We start from the raw sequence: 15,713 nt of genomic DNA on the forward strand, positions 1-15,713 counted from the left end.
TGGTAGCAATACCAGGCTAAGATCCCGGGTAGACTACCCGGTTGATAGGCTGATGGTGTAAGCGCAGCGATGCGTTGAGCCTACCAGTACTAATAGATCGAGCGGCTTGGCCATATTTCAAAAAAAAACAACGTATATAGCTGTCCTAAAAGTTAATAGCAGAGAGCGAAGCGCAGAGAGCAGAGAGTTTTTAGGATCTTTACTCTACGCCTTCAGTTCCATGCTCTACGCTGAAATTAAGTTTCCCGGTGACCATAGCGCAGGGGCCACACCCGTTCCCATCCCGAACACGGAAGTTAAGCTCTGCCACGCCGATGATACTGCACGGTTAACTGTGTGGGAAAGTAGGTAGTTGCCGGGTTTTTTATTTTTAAGAATGAAAAAGGCGTCAGGAGGAATTATCCCTCCTTGACGCCTTTTTCATATCAAATAGCGGCCGGGTGCTTTTTGCGGCTCACTACGTTGCGCTTCAGGCCGTGATTCGTCGACGTTTACCACCCGCATCACAATTGGATTCATTATGCCGAACTAGCTGCTTGCTGGTACCCGGCAAGACTATTGGAAGAATACTGTCATGTAGCTTGTTTCGCGATTCGTGTTTACTTTTGAATATAGTGATACTATACTCGATTCAAGGTAGGGACATGGAGGTGAGGAAGATGCCCGGTAAAGAATACGAATGCAAGGACTGCGGACGCGCCTTCCTGGTATACGAGGAAGAAAAGAGGGAGCCGAAATGTCCGAGTTGCGAAGGCGTGAATGTGGCGAGGAAACAGGCGCAGCCGTTACCGGAGTGGTTATTACAACTCAAGAATAAGACAGGCTCAAACTGAAAGTGATCAATAGAATGGCGTAGCCATTCATATCATATGGTGGCTGAGACGATTTCCGCACCTCCCTGTGTCACCTGCGTCGTCGTGGGGTCCTCAACATATTCATAATATGCCTCCGGCCATGAGATCATAAAAGATCTGTATCCATAAAAATGGTGCTATATGGCATCGATTTTTGCCGGGTCGATCTCATCTATGATGAAGATGCCCTTTTCCTTCATCTCTTTCAGGGCGGATGCCGTTGAATCAGGCGTTATACCTTTGCTCAAGCCTTCAATGACGATTACCTTATATCCCCTGATATGTGCGTCTATTGCGGTTGCCTTGACGCAATAATCAGTGGCTATTCCATACACTATCACTTTCGTGAACCCGCCCGCCTTCAGCAGATCGTTCATCGCTGTCTCGATGCCGCCGTCGTCCTGGAACCCGGAATAGCTGTCAAACCGGGGATTGTGCCCTTTTCTCACAATGTTCCCAAAGAGATCGTTGTCGATAATGATCTCAGCCCCTTTCGTGCCCTGGATGCAGTGAGGCGGCCAGAGGATCTGGGTCCTGCAATCGATCTCTATTGTTTCAAAGGGTACTCTCCCGGGATGGTTGACCGCAAAGGAGATGTGGCTTGCCGGATGCCAATCCTGAGTACCATAGATGACAACGCCGTGCTTCCTGAGAACTGCGGTGGCATCAGCTACCTTTGCGAGGAATGTTTCATCCGTATCAGGTGCCGCAAGGACGCCGTCCCTTGCCGTTGTAAAATCACCCTGTATATCGGTAACAATAGCGACGATCTTCTCTTTCATGATGCTTTATTCTACCACAATTGTATATGAAAATGGCGTCAGGGGGAAAAATATTCCCTCCTGACGCCATTTTCATATCATATAGTGGCCGGGTGCTTTTTGCGGCTAACTTTGTCGACTTCGGGATTGCACGATGCTCGACGTTTACCACCCGCATGAAATTGGATGCTGTCAAGCTGAGTTGGTTGCTCGCGGGTACCCGGCAAGACTATTGGAGAGATATTGTCCCGGCCTGAGACTCCCCTCCTCGTGCCCATTGCTTTACAAACCAATTGGTATGCCGGTTACCTGCGTGCTGCCAACTGTTACATGAAAAACACATCATGATCGTAGGTGGCAACTATCAAAAATCCTTCTGTCCATGAAATCAGGTGAATTCCACTTCATGAGGTTTTTACTGTTTTTTTATAGGCTCTTGAAAGATCTTCTCCCGTTCCCGGATTTCTGTTGCGCCAATGAAATCAAAGTATTCCTTAAAGGTAAGCATTTGATCCCACATGCCTTCACTTGTCCCGGCTTCCTTCAGGTGTTTAGCCCATTTTTGCAATGCTTTTACGGCAGCGTAAAGCGCAGCGCAGGGGTATGCCACCACGCTGAAACCAATTTTCTCCAGTTCATGGGCGGTCAGAAAAGGCGATTCGCCTCCTTCTATCATGTTTGCCATGACAGGGACACCGATCTCTTTCATGGCCTTGGTAACCTTTACCATGTCCGCTTCAGTCCTGATCGCCTCGACAAACACCATATCTGCACCTTCCGATACATATGCGCGGGCACGATTTATTCCCTCGTCAACACCATAGACAGCGACCGAGTCGGTCCGCGCCATGATAACAAAATCAGGATCCTTGCGGGCCCATAATGCCGCTCGCAGTTTGGGAAGATAGTCTTCAATTGAGACGACGGTTTTCCCCGCCATATGGCCGCATCGTTTCGGGAAAGTCTGGTCTTCGATGAATAAACCTGCGGCCCCCGCCTGCTCGCAATCCTGCACCGCCCTGATCGTGTTATTGACATCTCCAAAACCGGTGTCGATGTCGACAAAAACGGGAATATCTACCGCATTACAGATGTGACGATAATTTTCAATCATTTCAGTTGCTGTGGCCAATCCGATGTCAGGGAAACCTAAAACGCTTCCTGCCGTGCCGTAACCAGCTGCACTGATAGCTTTGAATCCCGCCTGTTCCAAGACCTTTGCCGATAACGCATCAAAGCAGCAAGGTAATTGCAGGATCTCAGGCGCGTTGATCAACTGCCTGAATAAAGTAGTTTTTTTCATTATCCAACCCCTCCTTTTTTCTCCATTTTCTTTCTATTTCATATTTTTTGCAAGGGGAACCTAATTGATTGCTGGTTGAGATCTTCAACGGAACCCCTCGCTTTATCCTGAAATGACCGGCGATTTAGATCGATATGGCAAAACGCTCTCAAGACAGAAGCATGTGAGTTTTCCAAGATAAAAAGCGGATGTCCTTCGTCCTGCATCCCTCAATCTTCCCTTTAATACGTGGTTTTTGCCAGTATCCGGTATTGAGTATCCAGCATCAGGTTTGTCGTAGCCATGAGCCGCATTTCATTTCGTCCTTCGTCCTAATGAGCTACGCGAATGGACGTCCTTCGTCCCTCGGTTTTCTTGCGTCCCTCGGATCGCACAGGTGGTACCATCAAAATCCCTCCGGCCGTGAGATCATAAATGCTAAAATAAAGAGACCTGCCGCACTGTCCGCCGCACTGTCCGAGTATGCGTGAATGCGGAACAACAAAAGCGTCGCGGTCACAAGTCGCAGGTTTATGAAACGAAGAAACACGTTTTTTATTTTAAACGTTTCGCGATGTCCAACCTATGCCGGATTGAATCGTTACGTGATCCGAGTTTTGCGTTTGCCTTCTCAATTTCGGCAAGGAAAGAATTTAATAATTTAATGGACGTCCCGTCCCTCTTTGCCCTCTAAAATATTCTTCCAAATTGTGCATAATTCCCAACCATTATAATTGATTACAGTCGTTATCTATTTTAATACTACCACATATAAAAGTTTGAATAAACCACAATTATGAACCCTCGGAACGACTCAGGGACGTTGGTAACTTCTGTAACTTACCGCAAGAGATGTCTCTTTTCCCCACCCAAATAGAAAAATGATTTGGCCGACCCCTAAGCATCGGGGGTTGGCCACTGACAAGGGAAAGATTTGTTAACGTTGAACGCAGCAAAACAGTTTATAGTTCATGGCTCATAGCCAACTAGATAAACCGGGTTTTCGGCTGATTGCTAACCGCTGATAGCTGATAGCAAAGAACATTGAAACGATATGCCGTTTAACCTGTCTATTGATATATCTCTCTTCGATGGCCGACCCGGATTATAATGATGATGAGCTCTTTCTCTTTCTTCTCGTAGATCACCCTGTAATTCCCGACGCGAAGCCTGTAGTAATCTTCCTTTGTACCGACCAGTTTGATAATATTGTTTTTCAGAATATTGGGATCTTCGGCGAGGATGAGCAGTTTTTCTTTGATAATCTTTTGAAAGGGGAGGTCGATCTTCTTTAGATCCTGGACGGCCCTGCCGAGGAATTTGAGCGTATACACAACTCTAAATCCCGAGCTCTTTCCAGACCTTCCTGGCATCTACGATGGTATCTCGTCCTTCCTTAAGGTCTTTCATCCTCTTCTGTACGAGCTTGAGGTCAAGAAAGTCAAAATAGGCGGCCAGTGCCTTTTCTATAACGGAACTTTTTTTCTCACCGAGTTCTCCGGCCATTGTCTCCAGTTCGCGTGAGATATCCTCATCCAGGGTTATGTTATGTCTTACCTGCATATGCCACCTTGTGTATGTACATATTATACACATATTTTGTGTCATGTCAAATTATCATAAGAAGATTTTCCTTTAAGACGTGAGGCTTAACACGAGCGGGTCGTTCAGGTTCCCTGCCTGGCGGGGACCCGGTATTGCAACGGCCGGGGGAGTCCGAAGCCTTGCGGTAACGATCTTGCGCGCCTCTCTTTTTACCATATTTACATTTTAGAAGTTTATTTCTATTTTGCAAAAAAAGAATTGTGCCGTCAGGAACCATAGGGATCAGGCATCGATTTTTTTCTACAACGAACCGGAAGGTTACGGCTGGAGGAATGTCAAGATCATGGAGGGTGGTATTTCGGTTTCGAAATAGGTTAGAGTATCAATATGAAGAAAGAAGACCCAGCATATTCCGCGCAGAAGATCATGATGAGGTTTGCCGCGTTGACCGGGCTTGTGCCGGCGGAACAACCTCCGAGGCGCTACCTTTGGACCGATGCATACGCGGTCTGCAATTTCCTCGGTCTTTATCTCGAGACGAAGGACATCAAGTACAAAGACTTAGCGCTGCAACTGATAGACCAGGTTCACAACAAGCTCGGCAGGTACCGTGAAGGCGACCCGCGAACAGGCTGGATCAGCGGGCTGTCTGACCAAGAGGGGAAGGAGCACCCCACTGCCGGAGGCCTGAGGATCGGCAAGACGATGAATGAGCGTGGTCCCGATGAACCCATGGACGAGTGCTTAGAATGGAGCAGGGACGGACAGTATTATCATTACCTTGCGAAATGGATGCATGCCCTCAATCGTGCGACCGCTGTCACGGGAGATTTCACGTACAACAGATGGGCGATGGAGCTGGCGAAGGCTGCCCATGCCCGGTTCGTCTATACGGTTCCCGGAACAGACCTGAGGCAGATGTACTGGAAGATGAGCACAGACCTTTCCTATCCGCTTGTGCCCTCAATGGGGCACCACGATCCCCTTGACGGCCTTGTTACCTACATCCAGCTTCAGGGGACCGCAGAAAAAGATCCTGAAAGACCGCAATCCCCTGATCTCATCGAAGAGATCGGGGATATCGCCACAATATGCGAGGGGAGGGACTGGCAGACTGACGACCTCCTCGGTCTCGGCGGCCTCCTGTCCGATGCCTTCAGGGTGGCCCAGCTTTTCGTGAAGGGTGTCCTTGAAGGGTCCGGCTTACTCAGGGTCATTCTCGACGCGTCCCTGCCAGGCCTTAAGTATCCCGGAAGGGAAAACTTTCTCCATGCCCCGGCCCGGTACCGGCTTGCCTTCCGTGAGCTCGGATTATCGATCGGACTGCATGCCCTGAAGAAACTGGATGCGCTGATCGGGGAGGACCAGGATCTCTTCAGGGACGATCGCGATATTGCCGTATTTTTGAAGACCCACTGGAAATATATGTCGATAGGGGAAAAGATAGAAGCCTTCTGGCTCGACGGTCAACACCAGGCATCACCTGCATGGAATGAGCACCGCGATATCAACATGGTCATGCTGGCGACGAGCCTTGCCCCGGATGGGTTCCTGACGTTATTTCCAACCCCTTGATCGAATGTAATATCCTTCATAAAGGCAATCGTCAGTCGATAGTAGATAGCCGTCAGTAGTCAGCACACAGCCGTCAGCAGACAAAAAATGCAGGCTAAGGTTCAGGCTAAGGTTAAGCAAATCCTGATTCTCCTCAACCTCAACCTGATTCTTCTTGCGATGAGCCATGAGCTATGAACCATGAGCCGTCTCTCTCATCCAGCATCCAGTATCCAGCATCAAGCAACGAGTGACAAGTTAACGCTGAACCGGTCGAGGTGAAAGGGTGTTGTATTATTCCTACATTTGTGGTAACTTTGATCAGGAGGTGATACCATGAAGTTCGTAGGTGTCAGGGAGTTTAAGCAGGATGCAGTGAAATATCTGAACGAGGGAGATGAGATAGTGGTGATGAAGCGGAAGAAACCGATCGCCCGCATCGTTCCCGTTCGTGAGAAGACGGCCGAGATGATATTCCTCGAGATAGGGAGGGTATTCAATGAAGCCGGGATATCAAAGAAAGAGGCCCTGAAAGCCCTTGAAATGGCCAGAAAGGAAATATATGGCTAAGATCGTGATCGATGCCAATATCATTATTTCGGCTGCATTCGGCGGAAAACCGCTCGAGGCTGCCGTCAGGGCGATGGGCAAACACAAGGTCTATGTATCGCGTGAGATCACGCAAGAGTTAATAATGGTTTTTTCCAAATTATCAAAGAAACTTACCAGAGAGCAACTGTCATCTGCTCAGGAAAAGGCAAATGAGCTTATCAAGGCGGCCACGCTTGTTGACGTATCAACGCATATTGTCCTATCGAGGGATGCCAAGGATGATCACTACCTTTCTTTGTGCAAAGAAACAGGGGCTGCCTTTCTCATAACCGGAGATAATGATCTGTTGGATATTCCGCAGGACATGCTCAAAAAAGCAGGAATTAAGACCCGCATAGTAAACCCTCATGAATTCTTAGAAGAAGAGGCCGAACCGCTGACCTGAGCAACTATAACCAACGGTGCCTATCACCGTTTCGGTGGAATTACCCTTGGAGGCCTGATCGATTTTTGAACTCCGGGCGCGTTTGTCTGTGTCGTGCACTCGAAGCTGCACTCCACACTTGACACTTCCAGCGCCTTGCACGTTGTATCGGCAGGAGGAAGCCGCTTTAACGTGACCACATCGGAGGCGCCATGGGCAGCAGGCCCATAAAAGCACGTCAGATATCCCTGGGGATTGACATAGTGCCTGCAATACATCTTATAGCCGGATGCTTCTGATCTCTGCCAGCCATCTCCATTCTGGATCTGTACCCTTTGAAAGGGATTGTCGGTAAGGACCTTCGGGCACGATATGATCGTCGTTTCTGCATAAAGGGACGCAGTTGCCGGAATGACGATAAAAGACGAAATGAGAAAAACACAGGCAATCTTCTTAAACATGTCAAACCTCCTTATCATAGTTTGGATAACAATTAGGATGAGCCGTTTTTCTGTCTCAGGCTGCGCCGAGTTTTTTTGCGATATCCTCCTTCAGCACCTTTTTGTCCGTCTTGCCGACCTTGGTGAGGGGTATGGCGTCGATGATCTCCATGCGCTCCGGCAACTGGAGGACCGAGGCACCGATGCTTTTGAGGTAGACCACAAGTTCTTCGAAGGAGAGGCGCGCCCCCTCCTTGAGCTTGACGTAGGCGCAGATCCTCTCGCCGAGCTCCCTGTCGGGCATGCCGATAACCGCTACTTCGGCAATGGCCGGGTGAGAGCTGACCAGCCGTTCGATCCCGATCGCGCTGAGCGTCTCTCCTCCCCTGAGGATCGTCTCTTTGATCCTTCCTGTTATCGTCATGATCCCTGATTCGTCGATCTTTGCCAGGTCGCCGGTCCTGAAGAAGCCATCCTCCGTGAAGACGTTCCTGTTCTCTTCCCCGGACTTGAAGTACCCGTTGAAGATGGTGGGTCCTTTCGTAATGAGCTCCCCCTCCTTGTTAGGCGGCAGATCCTTCAGATACTGGTCGACGATCCTGACCTGCGTGTAGGGACAGTCCTTTTCGCCGACCGTATAGCAGATCGTTTCGATATCGGCATCGAGGCGGCTCATTGCCGCGGGCCCTTCGGAGGAGCCGAGGGCATTGACGAATTTGCAGCCGATCTTCTCATATACGCTTCTTACCAGTTCCGGGGTGCTGGGCGCCCCTCCTGCATAGAGCCTTGTCAATGAGCTGAGATCGTAGTCCTTCAGGTTGTCGAGGCTCACGATCCTCTGGATAAGGGCCGGCACCGTGGGAAAGGCCGTGACCTTCTCCCGCTCTATGACGCGGCAGATGTCGGCGGCATCGGTGCTGTCCGTGATAACATACTTGGCGCAGTGGAAGAAGGCGCCACCCACGCAGTTATGGATCGCCTGGGCATGGCTGATAGGTGCGGCGGTCAGCATCACGTCGTTGCACGTGACCTCATAGGCCCTCGTGTGGTATTCGACGTTGGCGATGTAATCGTTGTGCGTCCGCGGGACCGCCTTGGGCGCACCCGTTGTGCCTCCCGTGGGCAGGATGATGGAGACCTCCATAGGATCGGGCCTCCTGGCGGCAAGGGTTTCGAGGTTCGACTTAGTAAGCTCGCTCTCCTGGATCAGCCTTTCCAGGGGGATGAACGCCCTGTTCTCCGGCGATCTGACGGATATGATGTGCCGCAGTTCCTTGTGCTCCTCCATTACCTGCTGCAGCATGGGCAGGTAGTCGGTCTTCTTGTAATGATCAGGGCCGATCCACGCCACGGGGTGCGTCAGACTGCTCAGGTAGCTGACCTCAGAAAGGCCGTGGCGGGCCACGAGAAGGACAACGATGGCCCCGATCTTTTGCAGCGCAAAGAAGGCGAAGATGAATTCATGCCAGTTCGGGACCTGGAGCAGGACAAAGTCGCGCTCTTTGATCCCCAGCCCCATAAGGCCTACGGCAAGACGATCCACTTTCTCGCGGACTTCACGATAAGTAAACCGGGCAGTATCGTCCACGAGGGCTTCCTTCCGGGGATAGAGATCGGTCGCTTTGTCGAACATGTCTCCCCATGTGAGACCCAGCCACCACCTGTACTTTACATATTTTTCTACGTCTTCAGGGCGATATGGTTCAAATCCGCCTATCGGCATGGTCTTTCCTCCAGATTATTTTAATATGGCCCTCTTCACAAGGGTCCTGGCAATCTCGATCTTATAGACGTTCTTACTCAGTGGTCGAGCGCCTGCGAGGGCCTGTTCCGCGGCCCGCGCGGCTATCTCTTCGTCGATGCGATTCCCCTTAAGCATCTCCTCTGCCTTGCTTGCGCGTACAGGCCCCGGTGCCACTGCTCCAAGGGCGATGCGCGCGTCCGTACACATCCCTTCTTCTCGGGTAATGACGGAGGCAACACTCACGATGGCAAAATCGATAGGCTCTCTCACCGTAAACTTCAAAAAGGTCTGCACGGCCGAGACTGAGACCTTTGGTACCTCGATCTCCCTTACTATCTCATACGCCTTGAGATCATTCGTCAGGGGACCGAAAAAATCAGTGATTGCTATTGTTCGGTCACCTTCCGGGCCCGAAACATGAATGCATGCATCCAACACTGCCAGCGCCACAGCGGTGTCAGAGGGGCATACGGCGAAGCAGCGTTTTCCGTTCATAATGGCGTGATACCGGTTGTCACCCTTCACGGCAAGGCACGGGCCGCTTCCCTTGCGCGCGCATTGGATCGCCCCTCCTATATGACGGGGATAGCGATAGTACCAGCAGCGGACGTCCTGGCACAGGTTGCCGCCGATCGTGGCTGCATTGCGGATCTGGGGGCTTGCCACGGAACGGGCAGCATCTGCGAGTACCCGGCAGTTGCTGCTGATAAGCGGGGATCTCACAATGTCGGAAAGCCTTGCGAGAGCGCCGATCCTTAATAACCCGTCATCGTCCCTGATATAATCGAGGTCGGGAACGGATTTGAGGTTGATAACGACTTCAGGGTAGCGGGAGAGGTATTCTCCCTTGAGGGTTGAGAGCAGGTCTGTGCTGCCGGCATTGAGCACTGCCCGGCCCCTGTATCTCCGCAGGAGCGCAATAGCTTCGTCGATGGTGCGCGCATTGATGTGGGCGAAGGACCTCATGCCGCGCCTCCCTTCCCTGAACCTGTCTTTCCCAGGACCTTGAGGACCCTTTCCGGCGTGACCGGATATTCGTGGAGCCAAACCCCGAGGGCATTAGACACGGCCATGAGCACGGCCGACGGCCCGGGCGAAGTGGCTATCTCCCCGATCCCTACGGCGTGGAATCTGTGGCTGGGAAAGGGCGTTTCAAGAACCACGTTTTTAATTACAGGGAGTTCGTAAAAGGTACGCCACTTGTAGTCGATCATGTTCGCGTTCATCATGCGGCCGATGGAACGGTCGAGGACCATCTCCTCGAAGATGGCGCTGTCGATACCGGCAGAGCCGAGACAGCCGTTGAGCTGGTTTTCCAAACCCGGAGGATCGATGATCTGCCCTATATCGGTAGCATTGACCACCCGTGTCAGGGCGACCTTCCCGGTTTCCGTGTCCACCTCGACCTCAATGAAGGTCATCATGCAGTTGGTAAGAGAATAGTCGGGATCGAACCGCCCATAGCCTGTAATGGTGCGGTCAACGGCCATAGCCTTCCAGGGTACCTTCATCCCGGGATCATCTTTGCGGTACACAACACCGTCAGCGGTATCAAGATCTTCGGGCCTTGCCTTGAGCCTGGGGGCAACAAGCTCCAGAAGCCTTCGTCTGGCATCTTCCGCGGCAGCGATGACAGCGGATCCGATGGCATACGTCCCCCTTGAGCCCGCCGGGCCAAACTCATAGGGATTGATGAGGGAATCTGATGGTGTGATGGAGATCCGTTCCATGGGGAGCTGGAGCACCTCCGCCACCATGCGGATGTAATTGGTGACCTGACCTGTCCCGTGCTCGGTGATGCAGGAAAAGAGTATGGCAGTGCCGTCGGGATGGAGGCGCACGTACGCCTCGGAAGAGTCTTCGCCGATGTCGGCGTTGCCGTGGACACCCACACCGATCCCTCTCCGTTTCGGGCCATCCACAGCCGTCGGTTTCAGCCATCCCTTCCACTTCTCTTTCCAGCCGAAGACCTCGGCGCCTTTCTCCATTGCCTTCGTATAATCAACACCCCTGTAGGTATACCAGATGCCGTCCCTCCAGAAATACCCTCTCCCGGGTTTAACGAAATTCTTCTTCATGAATTCCAGGGGATCCACACCGGCCTTTTCCATGGCTAAGCTCAGAAGCGGTATGAGGCAGCACTTCAATTCCTGACCGCCAAAACCCCTCACGATGCCGGAGGCGCTCCGGTTAGTACAGACGATGACGGGCCTCAGATCCCAGTTAGGACACTTCACCATTATCTGTACCTCGCCGCAGCCTACCGCAACCTGCGACTGGGTCGTCATAGAGTAATAGCCTGTGTCAATGAGCCAGGTGCCCTGCACGGCCGTCACAGTACCGTCCTTTTTCATGCCCACCCTGGCGCTCATACGCGAGCCTGGCCTGAGGGTGAAGGCTGCGAGGTGCTCTTCCTTGGTAAGGATGACCTTCACGGGTCTGCCCGTTGCCCTGCTCAGAAGTGCGGCGTAGCACTGAACCTGCCATGACATGTACTTGGACCCGAAACTGCCTCCGCAAGGTCCTCCGATCGTTCTCACATGGATATTTTTCTCCATGACATGAGAGAGAATAACAGAGTCCATATATGAAGCCTGATTGCTTACCCACAGGGTCACGCTGTCGGGTGCCTCCCACAGGGCTATGGCCCCCGGCGGTTCAGGCGGGATGGGGTTCGGAATATTTTCATAACCGAAGGTCCCTTCCGTGATAACGTCGGCCTCGGCAAACCCCTTTTCCACATCTCCTATGACCACCTCTTTCAAGTTCTTGGGTCCGAAAAAGGGGACGCCCGGAGTCACGACGTTTCCGGGAAAGTCTTCGTACAACTCCGGTGCGCCCGGCTTTAACGCCTCCTCCATATCAAAGACAGCGGGCAGTACCTCGTATTCGACCTTGATGAGCCTGAGGGCCTCTTTAGCGGATTCTTCTGTATCCGCGGCCACCAGTGCTACCGCGTCCCCCACGTACCTGACCTTGCGATCCAGAACCCGGCAGCAACGGGGCGTACCTCCTTTCCAGTCAGGAACGTCTTCCCAGGTAAGCACAGCCCTCACTCCAGGCAGTTTCAGGGCCTCGTTTTTGGAGACGCCCTTAATAAGGGCATGGGGATGAGGGCTTCGGAGTACCTTTCCGTGGAGCATGTCGGGGAACTTCCGGTCATCGAGGAACTTTGCCGTGCCCGTGACGAGTTCCCTTGCGTCTTTCCGAGGCGTCGCCTTTCCGATAAACCTGTATGGGCTTGCCATTCCTGTCACTTCCCTTTGCCGGAGGTTGCCAGTACGGCCTTCACCACGTGGTAGTGACTGATGCACCGACAGAAGTTGCCCGACAGACCTTCCTTCACTTCTTCCTCCGTGGGGGAAGGGTTCTCCCCGAGGAGTGCCTTCGCGCTCATGATCATACCGGGCGTGCAGAACCCGCATTGAAAGGCAGTGTGGTCCACAAAGGCCTGCTGCAGAGGGTCCAGTGCCCCGGTCTCCGGATCGCCCAACCCCTCGACGGTGGTGATGCGTTTCCCCTCGCACTCAACGGTAAGTGTCATGCAGGAGAGGGCTGCCTTTCCATCGATGAGGATGGTGCAGGACCCGCAGGCGCCGTGATCGCATGAGACCTTGGTGCCGGTAAGGCCGAGCGTTTCCCTTAGTGTATAAGCCAGGGTATGGGCCGGGTCGATCTGATGGGGAGCAGTTCCCACTTCCATTGTGCAGACCTGTCCGTTGACGGTCAGGCTGATGCGATCTGTCTCGCGGACCCTCTTACGCGTATACTTTTGTGTTCTCACGACCATGTCTTCTCCCTTCCTCAATCGTTGATGTGTAAGAAATGGTACGTTACCGCTTCAGACTACGTCAAGACTAACGATTGTTAGTATTGGTACGCCGTCGGTATACAGATTTTCTTTTCATCCCCACAATGCCCGTTAATCGTAAAACGTATATCGTAAATCGTGGAGAAGTTTCAAACCTTTTTACGAATTCCGATTTTCGAATAACGGATTCAAATCCATTTTCCTGCCATTTCAATATGTTGTCAAGAAAAAACCTGATACTCGTTACCGGATTCCCGATCCTTGTTTAATCACGCGAGCATCAAGCATCGAGTATCATGGAAGACCTTGGGAGTCGCCCCTGACAAGGGACAGAATAATACTTTGAGTCTACTGAGCCTTATTAAAATTGATTGACGTTATTATCCATTGTCGTCCCGCTATTTTTTCCAATCTGACACGCGTTCCCTTATCCGGTTCGGTTGTGGCAACTTCATCATCAACGTCTATATCTATCGGAACGGTAAAGACACTCCAGTTTTTAACGCTGACAAAGATACTTTTTTGAGCGGGCCAGTTGATTTCATATATGATGCGTTTTTTGGTTGCTTCTTTATCGGTGTCGCTGGGGAGCCCTCCCAGTAATGTGTTTATAAAGCCGTCCATATCTAAATATTTCTCTGCAAGTTCCGGGTCTTTGAACACGATGGCCCTTTTGAACTGCATTAGCGCGTATCGCGGAGTTCCTTGAAAATAATAGTATCCCGCATACAGAGCGCCAATAGCGATTGCAAATACGAGTAATTTTGCGACCCCGCCCCTTTCATTCCTCATAAACTTATATTTTACCATATACCCTCCATTCTCCTGCCATTTTGATATGTTGTCAAGAAAAAACCTGATACTCGTCACCGGATACCTGATACTCGTTTGTAAATCCAGTTTCTCACAGGGTACACAGAGAGAAAGGAATTTCTCCGAGACCTCTGTGGACTCAAGCGTTAGCGGGCGTGAGACAAATGTTTTTCCGAAAAACCTTTTAATGCCAATACTAAAATAATCAGCCAGCCTGGTCTTGCAAAACGGGGCAGGGGGACTTATAGTTTTGTTATGACAACTGAAGAAAGAAAACTTGTAACTTCCTACTGTGAGCAGGCGTTCAATGGGAGAACGATACGTCAGGTATATCCTGTCTGTGAATGCGGCAAGGTTTTTACCTTAAAAGATCTCTATGACGCACCGGGCGTATATTTCAGGAATGTGGATGTCTTCGGCAAGACCTTCACGCTCATCGAACCGATATGCCCGGTATGTAACAGTAAGATCCCGGCACGCTTTAACGTACTCAACTGACAGAGCGTGAAAGCGTTTGAACACAACCAAAAAACAGCAATGAAAAGTTATTGAATTATTGAAGGATATCCCCCTTATCTGTCAGGGGATCTTCCTCCTCAAATTCAAATAATTCAAATCCTATTCCTCCCGGGCCCGTAAAGTAGATTAACCGGAGCAAACCCAATTCGGTATGCGTAAAACCGGTTTCGGGAAATTGCTCCGAAACAGTGTATCCGTGTGCTTGAAGCCTTTGCCGCCAGGCCGGTACATCTGTTACTCTCAAACATATATGAGGGACCCCAACCACATGGCCCATTGGGTGAACGGGGAAATCGGGACGCGGCAGGACGTTCGGTTCCGTCAGCAGTTCCAACACCTGCTGGTCACCGGCATGGATGAGGGCTCGCTCCCCCGGTCCGATACTGCCGCGCGGACCGCGTGTCAACAAACGGAATCCTATTATATCGGTGAAAAAAGAGATTGCCTCATCGATGTTATCGACCCACATGCCCACATGATGGATATTGATACATTTCATTTCGACTCCCTTCATCGAATGATTCTTTTTATTCTTTTTCTATTTTATCTTTTTTTGGTGCTTGCTTCACTAACTAAATATCTTTTCCCTGCCGAAAGGGATTCTTCCTCCCATGCCGCTTTTTCCCTTGAAGTGTTAACGTTGAACACAGCAAAACAGCTCATGGTTCATAGCTCATGGCAACATACACGTAAGTCGTAGGCGCAAGGGAATGAACCCCGTGAAATGTGAAAGGTAAAATGTAAAATGTTTAAACTTTTCACTTTTCACGTTTCACTTTTCACAATATCAGCTGCCCGCTGATAGCTGATTTTTCGGTAATGTTTCATTGACATACAAGGCTGATCTTCTTATACTCCCTTCCATAAGAAGCAATGTCATATCACATAAGAAAAAGGAGGACGTAATGTCAAAAGCCAGAATGATCGGTGTGGTTTGTCTGTGCTTCGTCCTGATCGCTGCACTCGCATTCGGCGAGGCGACAAGCAAGCAAAAACCCTATGAAAGCGCCGTTATCACCGCCCGCAGCGAGATCTGGAAGGCCATAAACGGCGGCAAATGCGGGAGTGCCACCGCTGCCATCATGGTCGACGGCAAGGTCGTTTATGCTGAAGGCTTTGGCATGGCCAACAGAGAGAAGAGCATCCCTGTCAATGTATCTACGCTCTTTAATATCGGCTCCATCAGCAAGGTATACGTGGCAACCGCGATCATGCTGCTTGTCGATGACGGCAAGGTCTCCCTCGATAAGCCGGTCACGGACTATCTTCCGGAATTCAGGATGGCTGACGACCGGTACAGGAAGATCACAGTGAGAATGACATTAAACCACGTATCAGGCATACCGGGGACCGAGGGCAGGAATTCCTTCGGGTTTCAGTATGACGACAATGTAAAGAAGGAAACGATCGATAC

At 51.0% G+C, this 15,713-nt stretch carries 17 protein-coding genes and 2 rRNA genes; 9 read left to right on the forward strand and 10 right to left on the reverse strand.

The window, feature by feature from the left end:
• The 3 genes from PHU49_06545 to PHU49_06555 all read left to right on the forward strand — a co-directional run.
• A 23S ribosomal RNA gene (locus tag PHU49_06545) occupies nt 1–114 on the forward strand; the annotation flags it as partial.
• Between the two features lie 130 nt (nt 115–244).
• Nucleotides 245–361, forward strand: a 5S ribosomal RNA gene (gene rrf, locus PHU49_06550).
• Nucleotides 362–659: 298 nt separating this feature from the next.
• Nucleotides 660–833 (forward strand): hypothetical protein, encoded by a 174-nt coding sequence (locus tag PHU49_06555; protein MDD5243661.1) that lies wholly within the window; start codon nt 660–662, stop codon nt 831–833.
• A 158-nt stretch (nt 834–991) separates the two neighbouring features.
• On the opposite strand, the gene PHU49_06560 is transcribed toward PHU49_06555, so the two are convergent.
• From PHU49_06560 to PHU49_06575, 4 genes are all read right to left on the reverse strand, one after another.
• On the reverse strand, nt 992–1,636 hold the full coding sequence (locus PHU49_06560; GenBank protein ID MDD5243662.1) for an isochorismatase family protein: 645 nt from the start codon (nt 1,634–1,636) through the stop codon (nt 992–994).
• 394 nt (nt 1,637–2,030) lie between these two features.
• A complete protein-coding gene (locus PHU49_06565; protein ID MDD5243663.1) occupies nt 2,031–2,918 on the reverse strand; it encodes an oxaloacetate decarboxylase in 888 nt (295 codons plus the stop codon).
• Between the two features lie 1,049 nt (nt 2,919–3,967).
• Complete coding sequence (locus PHU49_06570; GenBank protein MDD5243664.1) at nt 3,968–4,231, reverse strand: type II toxin-antitoxin system RelE/ParE family toxin; 264 nt, start codon at nt 4,229–4,231, stop codon at nt 3,968–3,970.
• A 4-nt stretch (nt 4,232–4,235) separates the two neighbouring features.
• On the reverse strand, nt 4,236–4,460 hold the full coding sequence (locus PHU49_06575) for a hypothetical protein (protein ID MDD5243665.1): 225 nt from the start codon (nt 4,458–4,460) through the stop codon (nt 4,236–4,238).
• Nucleotides 4,461–4,829: 369 nt separating this feature from the next.
• On the opposite strand from PHU49_06575, the gene PHU49_06580 reads away from it, so the two are divergent.
• The 3 genes from PHU49_06580 (at nt 4,830) to PHU49_06590 (ending at nt 6,993) form a co-directional block, all read left to right on the forward strand.
• The gene (locus PHU49_06580; protein ID MDD5243666.1) at nt 4,830–6,017 is read left to right on the forward strand and encodes a hypothetical protein; all 1,188 of its coding nucleotides are present in this window, start codon (nt 4,830–4,832) and stop codon (nt 6,015–6,017) included.
• Nucleotides 6,018–6,332: 315 nt separating this feature from the next.
• Entirely contained in the window at nt 6,333–6,566 is a 234-nt protein-coding gene (locus PHU49_06585; protein MDD5243667.1) for a hypothetical protein, read from the forward strand.
• Nucleotides 6,559–6,993 (forward strand): putative toxin-antitoxin system toxin component, PIN family, encoded by a 435-nt coding sequence (locus PHU49_06590; GenBank protein ID MDD5243668.1) that lies wholly within the window; start codon nt 6,559–6,561, stop codon nt 6,991–6,993. Before PHU49_06585 ends, PHU49_06590 begins: the two co-directional genes overlap by 8 nt.
• A gap of 23 nt (nt 6,994–7,016) precedes the next feature.
• Here PHU49_06590 and PHU49_06595 read toward each other — a convergent pair whose 3' ends face one another.
• The 6 genes from PHU49_06595 to PHU49_06620 form a co-directional block, all read right to left on the reverse strand.
• The gene (locus PHU49_06595) at nt 7,017–7,433 is read right to left on the reverse strand and encodes a hypothetical protein (GenBank protein ID MDD5243669.1); all 417 of its coding nucleotides are present in this window, start codon (nt 7,431–7,433) and stop codon (nt 7,017–7,019) included.
• Nucleotides 7,434–7,488: 55 nt separating this feature from the next.
• Nucleotides 7,489–9,135, reverse strand: coding sequence for an AMP-binding protein (locus tag PHU49_06600; GenBank protein ID MDD5243670.1), 1,647 nt, complete (start codon nt 9,133–9,135; stop codon nt 7,489–7,491).
• 15 nt (nt 9,136–9,150) lie between these two features.
• On the reverse strand, nt 9,151–10,122 hold the full coding sequence (locus PHU49_06605) for an FAD binding domain-containing protein (GenBank protein ID MDD5243671.1): 972 nt from the start codon (nt 10,120–10,122) through the stop codon (nt 9,151–9,153).
• On the reverse strand, nt 10,119–12,404 hold the full coding sequence (locus PHU49_06610; protein MDD5243672.1) for a xanthine dehydrogenase family protein molybdopterin-binding subunit: 2,286 nt from the start codon (nt 12,402–12,404) through the stop codon (nt 10,119–10,121). Before PHU49_06610 ends, PHU49_06605 begins: the two co-directional genes overlap by 4 nt.
• 5 nt (nt 12,405–12,409) lie before the next feature.
• Nucleotides 12,410–12,946, reverse strand: a complete 537-nt coding sequence (locus tag PHU49_06615; GenBank protein MDD5243673.1) for a (2Fe-2S)-binding protein — start codon at nt 12,944–12,946, stop codon at nt 12,410–12,412.
• Nucleotides 12,947–13,315: 369 nt separating this feature from the next.
• Nucleotides 13,316–13,777, reverse strand: a complete 462-nt coding sequence (locus PHU49_06620) for a hypothetical protein (protein ID MDD5243674.1) — start codon at nt 13,775–13,777, stop codon at nt 13,316–13,318.
• Nucleotides 13,778–14,035: 258 nt separating this feature from the next.
• Between PHU49_06620 and PHU49_06625 the strand changes: the two genes are divergently transcribed.
• The 3 genes from PHU49_06625 to PHU49_06635 all read left to right on the forward strand — a co-directional run.
• Nucleotides 14,036–14,278, forward strand: a complete 243-nt coding sequence (locus PHU49_06625; protein MDD5243675.1) for a hypothetical protein — start codon at nt 14,036–14,038, stop codon at nt 14,276–14,278.
• Between the two features lie 289 nt (nt 14,279–14,567).
• Nucleotides 14,568–14,999 carry a hypothetical protein gene (locus PHU49_06630; GenBank protein MDD5243676.1) on the forward strand — a complete coding sequence of 144 codons (432 nt, stop codon included), beginning with the start codon at nt 14,568–14,570 and terminating at the stop codon, nt 14,997–14,999.
• Between the two features lie 205 nt (nt 15,000–15,204).
• A partial coding sequence (locus PHU49_06635; protein MDD5243677.1) for a serine hydrolase occupies nt 15,205–15,713 on the forward strand: 509 nt, incomplete at its 3' end.

This window comes from Syntrophorhabdaceae bacterium (assembly GCA_028713955.1).
Taxonomy (GTDB): domain Bacteria; phylum Desulfobacterota; class Syntrophorhabdia; order Syntrophorhabdales; family Syntrophorhabdaceae; genus UBA5609.